Origin of the sequence: Streptomyces sp. NPDC047014, assembly GCF_040644195.1 — a bacterium.
GTDB lineage: Bacteria > Actinomycetota > Actinomycetes > Streptomycetales > Streptomycetaceae > Streptomyces.
Genome location: NZ_JBEYVX010000117.1, coordinates 1 through 15,459, shown reverse-complemented (window position 1 = coordinate 15,459; position 15,459 = coordinate 1). Strand labels below are relative to the sequence as shown.

Sequence of the window (15,459 nt, the reverse complement as noted above, 5' to 3'; positions counted from 1 at the left end):
TCCGGAGGCGGCCGGGCCGAAGGCCACGTCCTCCCGTACGGTCGGCATGAACAGCTGGTCGTCGGATCGCTCCGACCGGCTCTTTTGTCATGCTGTGGGTGCAGCGGATACGCGGAAGCCCTCTGGGGCCGGAAGCGGGCTTCCGGCCCCAAATGGCACCGGTGGTCAGTTGCGGGAGGCGGCCAGTTCTGCCACGCGGCCGCGGACCAGGTACCAGCCGGCCACCAGGGCCGCCGCGATGGCGGGGACCAGGAGGACCGTGGTGCGGCCCACGCCGCCGTCGCACCACATCAGGACCAGGACGGTCAGCAGGAAGACCAGGGTCACGATCTGGGTGTACGGGGCCCAGGGCAGCCGGTAGGCGGGGCGCTCGACGTGGCCCTGCTGGGCGCGGCGCCAGAAGAACAGCGAGCAGAGCATGACCATCGCCCAGGTGCCGAGGATGCCGAGGGAGGCGAGGTTGAGGACGATCTCGAACGCCTCGCCGGGCATCCAGGCGTTCAGGCCCACGCCGGCGACACCGAAGGCGGCGGTGAAGAGGACGCCGCCGTAGGGGACCTTGCCGCGGTTCATGACGCCGGTGAACTTCGGCGCGGAGCCCGCGAGGGACATGGAGCGCAGGATGCGGCCGGTGGAGTAGAGGCCGGAGTTCAGGCTGGAGAGGGCGGCGGTCAGGACGACCAGGTTCATGATGCCCGCGGCGCCGGGGACGCCGAGCTTGTCGAAGACGGTGACGAAGGGGCTCTGGCCGGAGGAGTACGAGGTGTACGGCAGCAGCAGCGCGAGCAGGACCACGGAGCCGACGTAGAAGACGCCCACGCGCCACATGATCGAGTTGATCGCCTTCGGCATGATCTTCTCGGGGTTCTCGGTCTCACCGGCGGCGACGCCGCACAGCTCGACGGAGGCGTACGCGAAGACCACGCCCTGGATCACCAGGAGCATCGGCAGGACGCCCACGGGGAAGAGGCCGCCGTTGTCGGTGATGTTGGCCAGGCCCGGGGTGCTGCCGCCGATGTCGTGGCTGGTGGCGACGAGCCAGATGCCGACGAGCAGGAAGATCACCAGGGCGGCGACCTTGACCAGGGAGAACCAGAACTCCATCTCGCCGAAATACTTCACCGAGATCAGGTTCGCGGTGAGGACCACGGCCAGGGCGACGAAGGCGAGGACCCACTGGGGGACGTCGGTGAACAGCGACCAGAAGTGGGCGTAGGTCGCGGCGGCCGTGATGTCCGCGACGGTGGTGGTGGACCAGTTCAGGAAGTAGAGCCAGCCCGCGGTGTAGGCGCCCTTCTCCCCCATGAACTCGCGCGCGTAGCTGACGAAGGCCCCGGAGGAGGGGCGGTAGAGGACGAGCTCGCCGAGGGCCCGTACGACGAAGAAGGCGAAGACGCCGCAGACCGCGTAGGCGATCGCGAGGGAGGGGCCCGCACCGGCGAGGCGGCCGCCCGCGCCGAGGAAGAGGCCGGTGCCGATGGCCCCGCCGATCGCGATCATGTTGATGTGGCGGGACTTGAGGTCCTTGCTGTACCCCTCGTCACCGGCGTCGACATGTCGGGAGGGCGCCGGGGCGGTGGCCTCGGTCAAGGTGCGGTCACTCATGTAGGACTTCGCCTTCGTGGGTGGGACAGGCACAGGCCGGAGCGGCCAGCGGGGGAGCCGGGTGGTGTCCCCTGTGGTGCGATCCGGGTGTTTTGATCGCCCCAGGAGACCACGAGGCCCGCTCAGCCGCCAAAATCGCCCCCTGTACGCCGAAGCCCCCGACGACCTTGGAAACGGGCGTCGGGGGCGTTCCTGGAGCTGGAAAACGAGGTCAGTCGGCGGTCGGGGCCCCTGCCGCCTGGTCGAGCCGGAACGCCTCGTTGCCGAGCCCGATCCGGGCGTGCACCTCGGGGCGGCTGCGCCGCAGCACGGCTCCGTACAGCAGGCCGCCGACGGCCGCGGCGCCGATGATGCCGGGCAGGATCCAGCTGAGGGCGGAGCCCTTCTCGGCGCCGACCAGGACGGCGAAGTCCTTGACGGTGTAGACGGCGATGGCGAGCAGGGCCAGACCGGCGGCCCCGGCGGCCACCAGGCGCCAGATCTGGGCGGCGGCGGTGCCGCGGCGGACGAAGAAGGCGATCACGGCGAAGGAGGCGGTGGCCATGAGGAGGGTCACACCGAGGGCGCCGACGCTGCCCATCCAGGTGAACAGGTGCAGGACGGGCGCGGTGGGGTCGCCGGCGGGCAGGTCGTCGGTGACCGCGAAGGCGAGGACGACCAGGGTGGCGATGCCGGTCTGGAGCAGGGAGCCGGTGGCGGGGGCGCCGGTGCCGGCGTTGGTACGGCCGAAGGCGGCGGGCAGCAGGCCCTCGCGGCCCATGGCGAAGGCGTAGCGGGCGACGACGTTGTGGAAGCTGAGCATGGCGGCGAAGATGCCGGTCACGAAGAGCACGTGCAGGACGTCGGTGAAGGTGGCCCCGAGGCGGGCCTGGGTGAGCTCGAAGAGCAGTCCGGGGCCGGCGTCGGCGGCGGTCGCGACGACCTGGCCGGGGCCGGTGGCCACGGTGAGGGCCCAGGCGCTGAAGGCGAAGAAGAGGGCGACGAAGCCGACGCCGAGGAACATCACCCGGGAGACGACGATGTCCGGCCTGCTGGTCTCCTCGGCGTAGACCGGGGCCTGCTCGAAGCCGACGAAGGCGGCGATGCAGAAGCACAGGGCGGTGCCGAGGCCGGGGCCGCTCAGGGCCTCGGGGTTGAAGGCGTGCAGGGAGAGGCCCTGCGGGCCCGGCTCGGCGAGGGCGGCGGCGTCGAAGGCGACGACGAGCAGGACCTCGATCAGCAGGAGCACGCCGAGGACCTTGGCGTTGAGGTCGATCTTGAGCCAGCCGAGGGCGCCGGTGACGGCGACGGCGGCGAGGGCGGGGATCCACCAGGCGAGCTCGATGTGCAGATAGGTGGCGAAGAGGCCGGAAATCTCGAAGCCGAGGAGGCCGAAGACGCCGACCTGCATGGCGCTGTACGCGACGAGGGCGACGACGGAGGCGCCGGCTCCGGCGGTGGGACCGAGACCGCGCGCGATGTAGGCGTAGAAGGCGCCGGCGTTGTGGACGTGGCGGCTCATCTCGGCGTAGCCGACGCTGAACAGGGCGAGGACGAGGCCGAGGACGACGAAGAGGAGGGGCTGGCCGACCACTCCCATCAGCCCGAAGATCGTGGGCATGACACCCCCGACGACCATCAGGGGGCCGCTGGCGGCGAGGACGGAGAGCAGCAGACCGGCGGTGCCGAGGCGGTCGGCGCGCAGCGCCCGGTCCTGGCCCTTGAACGTGCGTATCTCGGCCGGCTCGTGGAGCGTGGTGGATCTGCCCGTCGGCATGGCGGCGTCCTTTCGGGAGCGCGGTTCTCTCGTAGGGATCTCGTGAGGGATCTCGTGGGGGATCCCGTGAGGGATCTCGTCGGGGATGCGGAGGTCGTGCGTCAGGTGGTGCCCAGCGCGATGTTGCGCGCCGCGAGGAACGCCTTCTGCGGGTCGCGGTCCGGATAGGACCATGGAGCGCGGGTGGCGTGGCTGCCGATGCGCAGGAAGAGGGCGGCGGCCTCGGCGGGGCGGCCCTCGCAGAGCTTGGCGTGGGCGAGGAAGTTGAGGTCGACGCGGTTGCGGGGGTGGTCGTCGCGCTCCCACTCCAGCCACCAGTCGAAGGCGGAGCGCAGGACCTGGCGGGCGCGGCGCCCGGCCCAGTGGGCGGCGGCCGCCTCGGGGCTGTGGCCGCGGGTGGCGGCGAGCACCCGGTAGCGCTCGGCGTGCGCGACGACGGGGAGCACGGCGAGCGGGGAGTCGGCCGGGGACTCCTCGGCGGCCCAGGCGGCGAAGTCGTAGACCTCGTGCAGGGGGTCCTGCGCGGGGGCCAGGGTGCGTTCGGCGAGGCGGCCGACCATGAGGTGGTGGGCGTGGTGGTGCTCGCGGTGGCGGGCCCGGACCTGGTCGAAGTGGCGGCTGAACTCCTCCTCGGTGCCGAAGGCGCGGGAGAGCAGGAGCAGCCCCAGCCAGGGGGTGGGGTCGTCGGGGAGCAGGGCGGCGGCCCGGCGGCACGCCTGCTCGGCGGCGGCGGGGGTGCCCTTGTGGCGCAGGGCGGCGAAGACCGAGGCGCAGGCGAGCAGCGTGGCGGCGTCGGCGCTCTCCGGTTCGGCGAGCAGCCATTCGCGGGCCCAGGCGGTGGCCGCCGGGGTCTGGGCGAGGACGACGACGCGGTGGCCGCGGCGGTCCCAGTCGTCGCCGGTGCCGACGAGCAGGGCGCGGGCCCTGGCCCAGCGGCCCTGGGTGAACTGGGTACGTACGTCGACCAGTTCGGTGTCGCAGAGGGCCGGGTCGAAGAGCTGGGCTTCCCGCTTGCGGGTGCGGCCGAGGGGCGGCGGAGGCGGGGACATCCGCGGTTTTCCCTCCAGGACGCGGGCGGACGAGGTACGGGTGCGCCGCGCGCGCGGGGCGCGGGCGGGCGGGCGGTACGGACGGGGCCGGGTGGATCGCGCGGGGGCTCTCCGGGGAGCCGCGCGGGCGGTTCTCCGGGGGCAGACTGCGGTGAGCACTCCGGTGATCACGCACAGCAAAGCGGTAGGCGCAGCTCCGAGTCAAGGTCCGGTCCGCCCCCTGGCGGGTTTCAACTGCTGCGATGTCCGTGTGAGTTGGGTCGGTTGTGCGGGTTCAGGCGGGTACCGGGCGACACCGTAGGGTGATCACATGAACGCACACGACGCTCTTCCGCCGTATCTGCTGGGCTTCCCCGGCCCGCTGCGCGACCAGCTGGTCTCCGCCGTCCTGAGCGGGGCGAAGACCGCGACCACGGGCCTGCTCGCGGAGTACGAGGCGGAGCGCGAGCCGCTGCCGGAGCCGGGCGCGCGCTCGGTGCTCGTCGACTCCGCGGAGCGGGCGGTCGCGGTGGTGGAGGTGACGGCCGTGGAGGTGCTGCGGCTCGGGGACGTGGGGCTGCGGCACGCCCTGGACGAGGGCGAGGGCTACACCTCGGTGGCCGAATGGCGTACGGCGCACGAGGAGTTCTGGCACAGCGAGCCGGTGCGGGCGGCGGTCGGCGATCCGGCCTTCACCGTGGACGACGACAGCATGGTGGTGGCGGAGCGCTTCCGGGTGGTCGAACTGCTGCCGTGACCGGAGTGACGGCGGTGAGCGCGGTGACGGCAGTGACCACGGTGACGGCGGTGACCGCAATGCCGATGACCACGGTGACGGCGGTGACCGCGATGCCGATGACCGCGGTGACCGCCGCGCCGCCGTCCCCCTCCCCGCGTGCTCAGCCCACCGCCTCGGCGGCGGCGCGGCCCGCGGCCCGGCCGGAGAAGATGCAGCCGCCGAGGAAGGTGCCCTCCAGGGCGCGGTAGCCGTGGACCCCGCCGCCGCCGAATCCGGCGGCCTCGCCGGCGGCGTAGACGCCCGGCAGCGGCTCGCCCGCCGGGGTCAGGACGCGGGAGGACAGGTCGGTCTCCAGGCCGCCCAGGGACTTCCGGGTCAGGATGGACAGCCGTACGGCGATCAGCGGGCCGGCGGCGGGGTCGAGGATCCGGTGCGGGGCGGCGGTGCGGATCAGCCGGTCGCCGAGGTATCTGCGGGCGCCGTGGATGGCGGTGACCTGGAGGTCCTTGGTGAAGGGGTTGGCGATCTCCCGGTCCCGGGCCACGATCTCCCGGCGGACGGCGGCCTCGTCGAGCAGGTCCTCCTTGGTGACGGCGTTCATCCCCCGCACCAGGGCCGGGAGGTCCTTCTCGACGACGAAGTCGGCGCCGTGGTCCATGAACGCCTTCACCGGGCCGGGGACGGCCTGCCGGGCGCGGGTGATGACGTCGCGGACGGAGCGGCCGGTGAGGTCCGGGTTCTGTTCGGAGCCGGAGAGGGCGAACTCCTTGCCGATGACACGCTGGTTGAGCACGAACCAGGTGTGGTCGTGGCCGGTGCGCATGATGTGGTCGAGGGTGCCGAGGGTGTCGAAGCCCGGGAAGAGCGGTACGGGCAGCCGCTTGCCGGTGGCGTCCAGCCAGAGCGGGGAGGGGCCGGGCAGGATGCGGATGCCGTGCCGGGCCCAGATCGGGTCCCAGTTCTGGATGCCCTCGGTGTAGTGCCACATCCGGTCCTTGTTGATGTGGCTGGCGCCCGCCCGCTCCGCGATGCCGAGCATCAGGCCGTCGACGTGCGCCGGGACCCCGGAGAGCATGCGCTGCGGCGGGGTGCCGAGCCGGGCGGGCCACTGCGCCCGTACGAGGTCGTGGTTGCCGCCGATGCCGCCGCTGGTGACGATCACCGCCTGGGCCCGCAGGGAGAAGGAGCCGGTGGTCTCGCGGCCGCTGGCGGTGCCGCGTACGGCGTCGGAGGGCTCCAGGATCTCGCCGGTGACGGTGTCCACGGTTCCGGCGGTGGCGGCCAGGCCGGTGACCCGGTGGCGGAAGCGGAACCGGACCAGGCCGCGGGCCACCCCTTCCCGGACCCGGCGCTCGAAGGGTTCCACCAGGCCGGGGCCGGTGCCCCAGGTGATGTGGAAGCGGGGGACGGAGTTGCCGTGGCCGTTGGCGTCGTAGCCGCCGCGCTCGGCCCAGCCGACCACGGGGAAGAAGCGCACCCCGCGGCTGTGCAGCCAGGAGCGCTTCTCGCCGGCCGCGAAGTCCACGTACGCCTCGGCCCAGCGGCGCGGCCAGGCGTCCTCCTCACGGTCGAAGCCGGCGGTGCCGTGCCAGTCCTGGAGGGCGAGCGCGTGGCTGTCCCGGATGCGCATCCGGCGCTGTTCGGGCGAGTCGACGAGGAAGAGGCCGCCGAAGGACCAGTGGGCCTGGCCGCCGAGGGACTGCTCGGGCTCCTGGTCCAGCAGGAGGACCTTGCGTCCGGCGTCGACGAGCTCCGCGGTGGCCACGAGGCCCGCCAGCCCGGCTCCGATCACGATCACGTCTGCGTCGTAGGTCATGCGGATACCCGTCCTCCGTCGGTGGTGGGGCAGATCCTTTGCTACGGAGCGGTAACCAGTCAACAGCGGTGGTTGGATGAACCCGTGAGTGCCGCTGATGAAGTACTGGACGTGGTGGACCGGGACGACCGGGTCACCGGGCAGGCCCCGCGGGGCGAGGTCTACGCCCGGGGGCTGCTGCACCGGTGTGTGTTCGTGCAGGCCAGGGATGCCGAGGGGCGGATCTTCGTACACCGCAGGACCGCCTCGAAGCTGGTCTTCCCCTCGCACTACGACATGTTCGTGGGCGGGGTGGTCGGCGCCAGCGAGAGCTACGCGGAGGCGGCGCTGCGGGAGGCCGGCGAGGAGCTGGGGGTACGGGGGCTGCCGCGGCCGGAGCCGCTGTTCAAGTTCCTGTACGAGGGGCCGGGCGGGGCCTGGTGGTCGTATGTGCACGAGGTGCGGTGCGGGCTGCCGGTGGCGCCGCAGGAGTCCGAGGTGGACTGGCACACCTTCCTCACCGAGGAGGAGCTGGACCGGCGGGTCGCGGGCGGGGAGTGGCCCTGGGTGCCGGACGGACTGGAGGCGTACCGGCGGCTGCGCGCGTACCGGCTGCCGCCAGTAGATTGATCAGGTGATCGACTTCGTCAAGGACGTACGCCTGTGGTTCGCGCCCGCGCGGCTGAGGGACGAGGGCGATACGCCGGACTACCGATTTTCTTTGGCCAACGAGCGGACCTTCCTGGCCTGGATCCGTACCGCGCTGGCCCTGGTCGGCGGCGGTTTCGCCGTGGACCAGTTCCTGCCGGACCTGCGGTGGGGGGTGCGGGTCGGGATGGCCTTCGCGCTGCTCGCGGTGGGTGCGGCCTGCGCGCTGCGGGCGGTGAACCACTGGGTGCGCTGCGAGCGGGCGATGCGGCGGGGTGAGGATCTGCCGCTGTCGCGGTTCCCCGTGGTGCTGAGCCTGGGGGTGGGGCTGGTGGCGGTGTCCATGGTGGTGGTCGTGCTGCTGGGCTGGACGTCCGGGCGGTGAGCGCCCCGGGCGTGGCCGAGCAGCGGGACGCCGGGCTCCAGCCGGAGCGGACCCGGCTCGCGTGGCGGCGTACGACCCTGGCCGCCTCGGTGGTGGCGGTGCTGGCGCTGCGGCAGACGCTGCGGGGCTCGGGCTCGCCGGTGGAGCTGGGCGGGGCGGCGGTGACCGTACTGCTGTGGCTGGCCTTCCTGGGAGTGGCGCACCGGCGGATCCGGGCGCTGGCGGCGGTCCGGCCGGAGGCGCTGGCTCCGCGGGCGGCGCTGGCGGTGGTGCTGTGCACGGCGGGGCTGGCGGTGTTCGCGGTGGCGGTGATCCTGTGAGCGGACGCCCGGGGCGGTCCGATCATCCGACTTCGCCGCAGCCCTTCGGACACTTGGGACACAACGGGCGATAGTCGACCCTTCGCACTACTCTCGGCCGCATGACGACCCTCCACCACGAACACCCGACGCACCCCCACGCGCACGGCACGGACTGCGGCCACCAGGCCGTCCCGCACGGCGACCACGTCGACTACGCGCACGACGGCCACCTGCACCGGGAGCACTCCGGCCACTGGGACGAGTGCGAGCCCTCCGGCCACACCGCCCACGAGGACCACAGCCACGCGCACGGCGAGAACTGCGGCCACGAGACGGTCCGGCACGGCGACCACGTGGACTATCTGCACGACGGCCACCGGCACGCCGCGCACGACGGCCACTACGACGACCACTGACGGGCGAGGGCCCCGCTCTCCCCCGGCGCGGCGCGGGCTGACAGGATGCCGATCGCCTGTCGGAGCGACCTGGGGAGAGCGCACATGCCCGCCGAAGAACCGTACGTCGTCAAGCCCGCGCCGGGGGTCTACGCCTATGTCCAGCCGGACGGCGGCTGGTGCCTGAACAACGCGGGCTTCGTGAGCGACGGCGGCCGGACCCTGCTGGTGGACACCGCCGCCACCGAACGCCGGGCCCTCGCCCTGCGCGCGGCGGTCACCGCCGCCGGGGTGCCGCTCCCCCGCACGGTGGTCAACACCCACCACCACGGCGACCACACCTACGGGAACGGGGTCTTCGCCCCCGGGGCCATGATCCTCGGCCACGAGAGCGCGCGGAGCGAGCAGCTCGCCGCCGGGCACCAGCTGGAGCTGATCTGGCCCGCGACCGACTTCGGCGCGGTCGAGATCGTCCCGCCCGACCTCACCTACACCGACCGGGCCACCCTGCACCTCGGCGACACCGAGGTGCGGATCATCCACCCGGGGGTCGCGCACACCACCGGGGACTCCGTCGTCTGGCTGCCCCGGCAGCGGGTGGTCTTCACCGGGGACCTGGTCTTCGCCGGGGGCACGCCCTTCCTGGCCATGGGCTCGCTGGCGGGCTCCCTGCGGGCGCTGGAGCTGCTGCGCTCCCTGGAGGCGGAGACCGTCGTCCCCGGCCACGGCCCGCTCACCGACGCCTCCGCCTACGAGGCCACCGAGCGCTATCTGCGGTACGTGGACGCGCTCGCCCGGGAGGCACGGGCCGCGGGCCTCACCCCGCTGGAGGCCGCCCGGCGGGCCGATCTCGGCGAGTTCGCCGCCTGGCGCGAGAGCGAGCGGCTGGTGGCGAACCTGCACCGGGCCTACGCGGAGCTGGACGGGCGGCCGGAGGGCGCGCCGCTGGACATCCTCGCGGTGCTGGCGGACATGACGGTGATGAACGGCGGGACGCCGATCCTCTGCCACGCCTGAGGGCGCGGGCCGGAGGTGTTCCTCCGGCCCGCCCTCTGGACGACATACCGACTGGTCGGCATGATGGCGTGTGGCGGTGCGCCCACGCACCGCCGCCCGTCCCTCACCGACTCTCCGCACGGAGGTGCGCCCATGACCTCAGCCCCCGCCGACCCGCGCGGCCTGGACCTGGAGCGGCTGCGCGGCCATCTCGACCTGGTCCGGCCCGGTCTCGTGGCCGGGGCGCTGCGCGGCCTGCTGATCGAGGGAGGCCGTTCGAACCTCACCTACGAGGTCACCGACGGGACCGCCCGCTGGGTGGTGCGCCGGCCGCCGCTGGGCCACGTACTGGCCACCGCGCACGACATGAAACGCGAGCACCGGGTCATCGCGGCGCTGCACGGGACGGCCGTGCCGGTGCCGGAGCCGGTGCTGCTGTGCGAGGACGAGGCCGTGCTCGGGGCCCCGTTCTACGTCATGGAGTACGTGGAGGGGACCCCGTACCGCACGGCCGCCGAGCTGGCGGCACTGGGGCCGGAGCGCACCCGGCGGGCGGTGCTGGGCCTGGTGGACACCCTCGTGGACCTGCACGCGGTGGACCCGGAGGCGGTGGGGCTGGGCGACTTCGGCCGGCCCGAGGGCTTCCTGGACCGGCAGCTGCGCCGCTGGGGCAAGCAGCTCGCGGCCTCCCGGGGGCGGGAGCTGGCCGGGATCGACGAGCTGCACGCGGCCCTCGGGCGCACCCTGCCCCGCTCCCCCGCCCCGGCGGTGGTGCACGGGGACTTCCGGCTCGACAACGTGCTGATCGGCGGGCCGGACGACCGGATCCGGGCGGTGCTGGACTGGGAGATGTCCACGCTGGGCGATCCGCTGACCGATCTCGGGCTGCTCGTGATGTACAGCGCGGACCTGGGCCTCACCGGCTCCCCGGTCAGTACGACGAGCGGCGCGCCGGGCCATCCGGCCCCCGCCGAACTGGTGGAGCGGTACGCCGCCCGCTCGGGCCGGGACACCTCGGCCATCGCCTGGTACACCGCCTTCGCCTGGTTCAAGCTCGCGGTGATCCTCGAAGGCATCCACTACCGCTACACGCTCGGGCAGACCGTCGGCGCGGGCTTCGACCGGATCGGCGAGCTGGTGCCGGTCTTCATCGAGCACGGACTGACCACCCTCCAGGAACTCAAGGAAGGCTGAGCCACACCCATGGACTTCGCATTCGACGCCCGGACCGAGGAACTCCGCGAGCGGCTCCTCGCGTTCATGGAGGAGTACGTGTACCCGGCGGAGCCCGTCGCCGCCGAGCAGCGCGCGCGGCTGGCCTCGCCCTGGGACACCCCGGCCGTCTTCGGTGAACTGAAGGCCGAGGCGCGCCGCCAGGGCCTGTGGAACCTCTTCCTCCCCGACCCGGAGCACGGCGCCGGGCTGAGCAACCTCCAGTACGCCCCGCTGGCGGAGATCACCGGCCGCAGCCCGCACCTGGCCCCGATGGCGACGAACTGCGCCGCCCCGGACACCGGGAACATGGAACTGCTCGCGCAGTTCGGGTCCGAGGAGCAGAAGAAGCAGTGGCTGCACCCGCTGCTGGCGGGCGAGATCCGCTCCGCCTTCGCGATGACGGAGCCCGAGGTGGCCTCCTCGGACGCCACGAACATCGAGACGCGGATCGAGCGCGACGGGGACGCGTATGTGATCACCGGGCGGAAGTGGTTCATCTCCGGGGCCATGAACCCGGACTGCCGGATCTTCATCGTGATGGGCAAGACCGACCCGGAGGGCGCCGATCCGCGCCGCCAGCAGTCGATGGTCCTGGTCCCCCGGGACACCCCGGGGGTGGAGGTACGCCGGGCGATGACGGTGTACGGCTACGAGGACCACGACCACGGCGGCCATGCCGAGCTGGTCTTCGACGGGGTGCGGGTCCCGGCGGCGAACCTGGTCGGCGAGGAGGGCGGCGGCTTCGCGATCGCCCAGGCGCGGCTGGGCCCGGGCCGCATCCACCACTGCATGCGGCTGATCGGCATGGCGGAGCGGGCCGTCGAGCTGATGTGCCGGCGCGCGGTGGACCGTACGGCCTTCGGCAAGCCGCTGGCCGCCCAGGGCGTCGTCCAGGGCTGGATCGCGGATGCCCGGGTCACCGTGGAGCAGCTGCGGCTGCTGGTGCTGAAGACCGCCTGGCTGATGGACACGGCCGGCAACCGGGGCGCGCACACCGAGATCCAGGCCATCAAGATCGCGACCCCGCGCGCGGTGGTGGACATCCTCGACCGGGCGGTGCAGCTGCACGGTGCGGGCGGGGTGAGCCAGGACTTCCCGCTGGCGGAGCTGTGGGCGGCGGCGCGGACCCTGCGGCTGGCCGACGGGCCGGACGAGGTGCACCAGCGCTCGCTCGCGCGCCGGGAGCTGGCGCGGCACACGGGACGGCGGTGAAAGTGGATCATTCGTGCGGGAGTTCTGCTGAACGTGTGTACGAGGTGAAGGCGATGCGGGGGGCCTTTTAAGAAACCTTGTTGAATATGGCCGAACGGCCGGGGTGACCTTGATTTGCTCCTGTCAATCGGAAGAGGGTTTTCCAGAAGGTTTGACGCCCCACACGTCAACACGAGGAGAACCCTCTCTATGTCAACTCACAAGCGCTCGCGCGGTTTCCGGTACGCGGCCATCGGTGCGGGAGCTGCCACGGTGGCCGCCGCGACCCTGTTCGCGTCCCCCTTCGCGGGGGCGGCCGCACCGCCCGAGGGCACGGTGTACGGACTGGGCGCGCCCGGTGCGATCGACGGCAGTTACGTCGTCATGCTCGACGCATCCGCGAACAAGGAAGCGCTGGCCCGCAAGTACGGCGGCGAGCTCAAGCGCTCCTACGGCTCCGGGGTCAACGGCTTCTCGGCCGCGGGCCTGACCGAGACGGAGGCCAAGCGGCTCGCCGCCGACCCGGCCGTCGGCAAGGTCGTGCAGAACAAGAAGTTCACCATCAAGGCCACCCAGGACAACCCGCCTTCGTGGGGGCTGGACCGGGTCGACCAGAAGGAAACGGCCGGAGACAAGAAGTACACCTACCCCGACAGCGCGGGTGAGGGCGTCACCGCCTACGTCATCGACACCGGGGTCCGCACCACGCACAAGGACTTCGGCGGACGGGCCACGAGCGGCTTCGACGCGATCGACAACGACGACAGCGCCGACGACGGCAACGGGCACGGCACGCACGTCGCCGGCACCATAGCCGGCTCCGCGCACGGCATCGCCAAGAAGGCGAAGGTCGTGGCGGTGCGGGTGCTGGACGACAACGGCTCGGGCAGCACCGAGCAGGTCGTGGCGGGCATCGACTGGGTCACCCAGCACCACTCGGGTCCCTCGGTGGCCAACATGAGCCTGGGCGGCGGCGCCGACGAGGCGCTGGACGAGGCGGTGCGCCGGGCGATCGCCTCGGGCGTCACCTTCGCCGTCGCGGCGGGCAACGAGTCGAGCGACGCCGGGCAGGGCTCGCCCTCCCGCGTCCCGGAGGCGGTGACCGTGGCGTCGAGCACCAAGGACGACTCCCAGTCCTCGTTCTCCAACTTCGGCTCGGTGGTGGACCTGTACGCGCCGGGCTCGGACATCACGTCCGCCTGGAACGACAGTGACACCGGTACGAAGACCATCTCCGGCACCTCCATGGCCGCCCCGCACGTCGCGGGCGCCCTGGCGGTCTACCTGGCCGGGCACCCCTCCTCCACCCCGGCGCAGGCTTCGGCGGCGCTGACGGCGGGGGCGACCGCGGGCGCGGTGACCAACCCGTCCTCGGGCACCCCGAACAAGCTGCTGAAGGTCATCCCGTAGCAGGGGGAACGGGATCCCGGACGGCCCGTCACCCGGCCGCCCCCGCCAGGGGCGCGCCGGGGGGCGGGCCGTCCGCCGTGTGCGCGGCGGGATCTACGGCCGCAGGGCGCGCAGCAGCAGGTCCGCGAGGTGGTCGGCGACCTGCTGGGGGGTGAGCGGGCCGTCCGCGCGGTACCAGGTGGACAGGTGGTGCACGGAGCCGAAGTGGTAGTCGACCACCAGGTCGGCGGGGGTGGCGTCGGAGAACACGCCCGTGCGCTGGCCCTCCTCGATCAGCGCCCGGAAGCGCTCGTGGTACCGGCGGCGCTCGGCCCGTACCTGCTTGTACTTCTCCGGGCTGAGCTGGTGCATCGAGCGGAAGAAGATCATCGCGTCGTCGAGGTTCTCGATGGTGGTGACCACCACGTCCGCGGCCGCGGCCCGCAGCCGCTCCTCGACGGGCGCCTCCGAGCCGGCCACCGCGTCGAGGCGCTGCTGCTGGAGGCGCAGCATGCGCGCGTACACCTCGTGCAGCAGGTCGTCCTTGGAGCCGAAGTAGTGGTAGAGCGCGCCCTTGGTGACGCCGGCCGCCTCGACGATCTCCTGCACGGAGGTGCGGTCGTAGCCGCGCTCGGCGAACAGCCGGGTGGCGACGGCCAGCAGCCGCTGCGGTACCGGGGCCTCGTGCGTGCCTGCGGGTTCCGTGGTCCTGGCCGCCATGTCGCTGCCCTTCCCTTCCTCTGTCCTGCCTGGTCACCGCGATCAGCTGTACGAGCGGACGAATGTTTTCAGCCGCGCTCGCGCAGTTCCCGTCGCAGGATCTTGCCACTGGTCGTCTTCGGAAGGACAGGCAGGATCTCCACCTGCCGCGGGTATTTGTACGCGGCGACGCGCGCGGCGCAGTAGGAGGACAGCTCCTCCGGCCGCGCGGAGCTGCCGGGGCGCAGGCTCACGTACGCCTTCACGCTCTCCCCCCGGTACGGATCGGGGACGCCGACCACGGCGGCCTCGCGGACGGCGGGGTGGGTGTAGAGCACGTCCTCGATCTCGCGCGGCCACACCTTGAAGCCCGAGGCGTTGATCATGTCCTTCTTGCGGTCGACGACGTACAGCCAGCCGTCCGGGTCCATGAAGCCCACGTCCCCGGTACGCAGTTCCCCGCCGGGGAAGGCGCGGGCGGTCTCGGCGGGCAGCCCCCAGTAGCCGGAGGCGAGCTGCGGGCCGCGGACGGCTATCTCGCCGGTCTCGCCGAAGGGCAGCTCGGCGCCGTGCTCGTCGAGGATCCGCACGACGGTGTCGGCACCGGGCAGGCCCACGGCGAGGGTCCCGGAGGCCGGGTCGACAGGGGCTTCGAGGTGCACGGGGACGCTGGCGCAGGGCGCGGTGCACTCGGTGAGGCCGTAGCCGTTGCGCAGGTAGAAGCCGAAGGCGCCGCGCAGCCGGGCGACGAGGGCGGGCGGCAGCGGGGCGCCGCCGGAGGAGAGCACCTGGAAGGAGGCGAAGTGGCCGGGGGTCGCGTCGGGGTGGGCGGCGAGGGCCATGAAGGCGGTGGCCGGGCCGACGGCGTAGGCGGGGCGGTGTTCGAGGAAGGCGTCCAGGACGGCGCCGGCGTGGAAGCGGTGGGCGAGGACGAGGGTGCCCGCGTTGACGAAGCAGGCGGCGAGCTCGCAGACCATGCCGGTGATGTGGAAGAGCGGCGCGAGGGCGAAGTAGCCGGCGCCCTCGGGCAGGGGGTGGGCGGTGACCTGCCGGACGGCGTTGTAGGTGAGGGCACCGTGCGGGTTCATCGCGCCCTTGGGGGTGCCGCTGGTGCCGGAGGTGTAGCTGATGAGGGCGGTTTCGGCGGCGGTGAGCCGCGGGTCCCCGGGCGGCCGGTGCCCGCCCCGGGCCACGGCGGCGAAGTCCTCCGCCTCGGGGGCGCCGGGGGCTCTTCTACTCGCACCGCTTCGACCCGCAGACCCCGCTGGAGGAGACCATGGGCGCGCTGGCGTCCGCGGTCCAGCAGGGCAAGGCGC

The 15,459-nt window shown here is 72.8% G+C and carries 14 protein-coding genes and 2 pseudogenes; 10 read left to right on the top strand and 6 right to left on the bottom strand.

Going from position 1 to position 15,459, the window contains the following annotated elements; translation table 11 throughout:
- Positions 1-165 precede the first annotated feature (165 nt).
- From ABZ873_RS31760 to ABZ873_RS31750, 3 genes are all read right to left on the bottom strand, one after another.
- Positions 166-1,605 (bottom strand): amino acid permease, encoded by a 1,440-nt coding sequence (locus ABZ873_RS31760; RefSeq protein ID WP_360879490.1) that lies wholly within the window; start codon positions 1,603-1,605, stop codon positions 166-168.
- Positions 1,606-1,816: 211 nt separating this feature from the next.
- On the bottom strand, positions 1,817-3,361 hold the full coding sequence (locus ABZ873_RS31755; protein WP_360879487.1) for an APC family permease: 1,545 nt from the start codon (positions 3,359-3,361) through the stop codon (positions 1,817-1,819).
- Positions 3,362-3,462: 101 nt separating this feature from the next.
- Complete coding sequence (locus ABZ873_RS31750; RefSeq protein ID WP_360879484.1) at positions 3,463-4,410, bottom strand: hypothetical protein; 948 nt, start codon at positions 4,408-4,410, stop codon at positions 3,463-3,465.
- Positions 4,411-4,720: 310 nt separating this feature from the next.
- Between ABZ873_RS31750 and ABZ873_RS31745 the strand changes: the two genes are divergently transcribed.
- Positions 4,721-5,146, top strand: a complete 426-nt coding sequence (locus ABZ873_RS31745; protein ID WP_360879481.1) for an ASCH domain-containing protein — start codon at positions 4,721-4,723, stop codon at positions 5,144-5,146.
- A 142-nt stretch (positions 5,147-5,288) separates the two neighbouring features.
- Here the strand turns inward: ABZ873_RS31745 and ABZ873_RS31740 are convergent, their stop codons facing one another.
- Positions 5,289-6,944: an FAD-binding dehydrogenase gene (locus tag ABZ873_RS31740; protein WP_360879478.1), complete on the bottom strand. Its 1,656-nt coding sequence runs from the start codon at positions 6,942-6,944 to the stop codon at positions 5,289-5,291.
- 84 nt (positions 6,945-7,028) lie between these two features.
- Between ABZ873_RS31740 and ABZ873_RS31735 the strand changes: the two genes are divergently transcribed.
- The 8 genes from ABZ873_RS31735 to ABZ873_RS31700 all read left to right on the top strand — a co-directional run bounded on the left by ABZ873_RS31735 (position 7,029) and on the right by ABZ873_RS31700 (position 13,465).
- A complete protein-coding gene (locus ABZ873_RS31735) occupies positions 7,029-7,553 on the top strand; it encodes an NUDIX domain-containing protein (protein ID WP_360879475.1) in 525 nt (174 codons plus the stop codon).
- Between the two features lie 4 nt (positions 7,554-7,557).
- Entirely contained in the window at positions 7,558-7,956 is a 399-nt protein-coding gene (locus ABZ873_RS31730; RefSeq protein ID WP_360879472.1) for a DUF202 domain-containing protein, read from the top strand.
- Positions 7,953-8,276 carry a DUF202 domain-containing protein gene (locus ABZ873_RS31725; RefSeq protein ID WP_360879470.1) on the top strand — a complete coding sequence of 108 codons (324 nt, stop codon included), beginning with the start codon at positions 7,953-7,955 and terminating at the stop codon, positions 8,274-8,276. Before ABZ873_RS31730 ends, ABZ873_RS31725 begins: the two co-directional genes overlap by 4 nt.
- Positions 8,277-8,377: 101 nt before the next feature.
- Positions 8,378-8,674, top strand: a complete 297-nt coding sequence (locus tag ABZ873_RS31720) for a hypothetical protein (protein WP_360879467.1) — start codon at positions 8,378-8,380, stop codon at positions 8,672-8,674.
- 84 nt (positions 8,675-8,758) lie between these two features.
- Positions 8,759-9,670, top strand: coding sequence for an MBL fold metallo-hydrolase (locus ABZ873_RS31715; protein ID WP_360879464.1), 912 nt, complete (start codon positions 8,759-8,761; stop codon positions 9,668-9,670).
- 132 nt (positions 9,671-9,802) lie between these two features.
- Entirely contained in the window at positions 9,803-10,843 is a 1,041-nt protein-coding gene (locus tag ABZ873_RS31710; protein ID WP_360879461.1) for a phosphotransferase family protein, read from the top strand.
- Positions 10,844-10,852: 9 nt separating this feature from the next.
- Complete coding sequence (locus ABZ873_RS31705) at positions 10,853-12,076, top strand: acyl-CoA dehydrogenase family protein (protein ID WP_360879458.1); 1,224 nt, start codon at positions 10,853-10,855, stop codon at positions 12,074-12,076.
- Positions 12,077-12,265: 189 nt separating this feature from the next.
- Positions 12,266-13,465 (top strand): S8 family serine peptidase, encoded by a 1,200-nt coding sequence (locus tag ABZ873_RS31700; RefSeq protein WP_360879456.1) that lies wholly within the window; start codon positions 12,266-12,268, stop codon positions 13,463-13,465.
- A gap of 93 nt (positions 13,466-13,558) precedes the next feature.
- Here the strand turns inward: ABZ873_RS31700 and ABZ873_RS31695 are convergent, their stop codons facing one another.
- Both ABZ873_RS31695 and ABZ873_RS31690 read right to left on the bottom strand, forming a co-directional pair.
- The gene (locus ABZ873_RS31695) at positions 13,559-14,164 is read right to left on the bottom strand and encodes a TetR/AcrR family transcriptional regulator (RefSeq protein ID WP_360879453.1); all 606 of its coding nucleotides are present in this window, start codon (positions 14,162-14,164) and stop codon (positions 13,559-13,561) included.
- A 68-nt stretch (positions 14,165-14,232) separates the two neighbouring features.
- Positions 14,233-15,375 (bottom strand): annotated as a pseudogene (locus ABZ873_RS31690) (AMP-binding protein); the annotation flags it as partial.
- Here ABZ873_RS31690 and ABZ873_RS31685 point away from each other — a divergent pair.
- A pseudogene (locus ABZ873_RS31685) lies at positions 15,375-15,459 on the top strand (aldo/keto reductase); the annotation flags it as partial. The pseudogenes ABZ873_RS31690 and ABZ873_RS31685 overlap by 1 nt on opposite strands.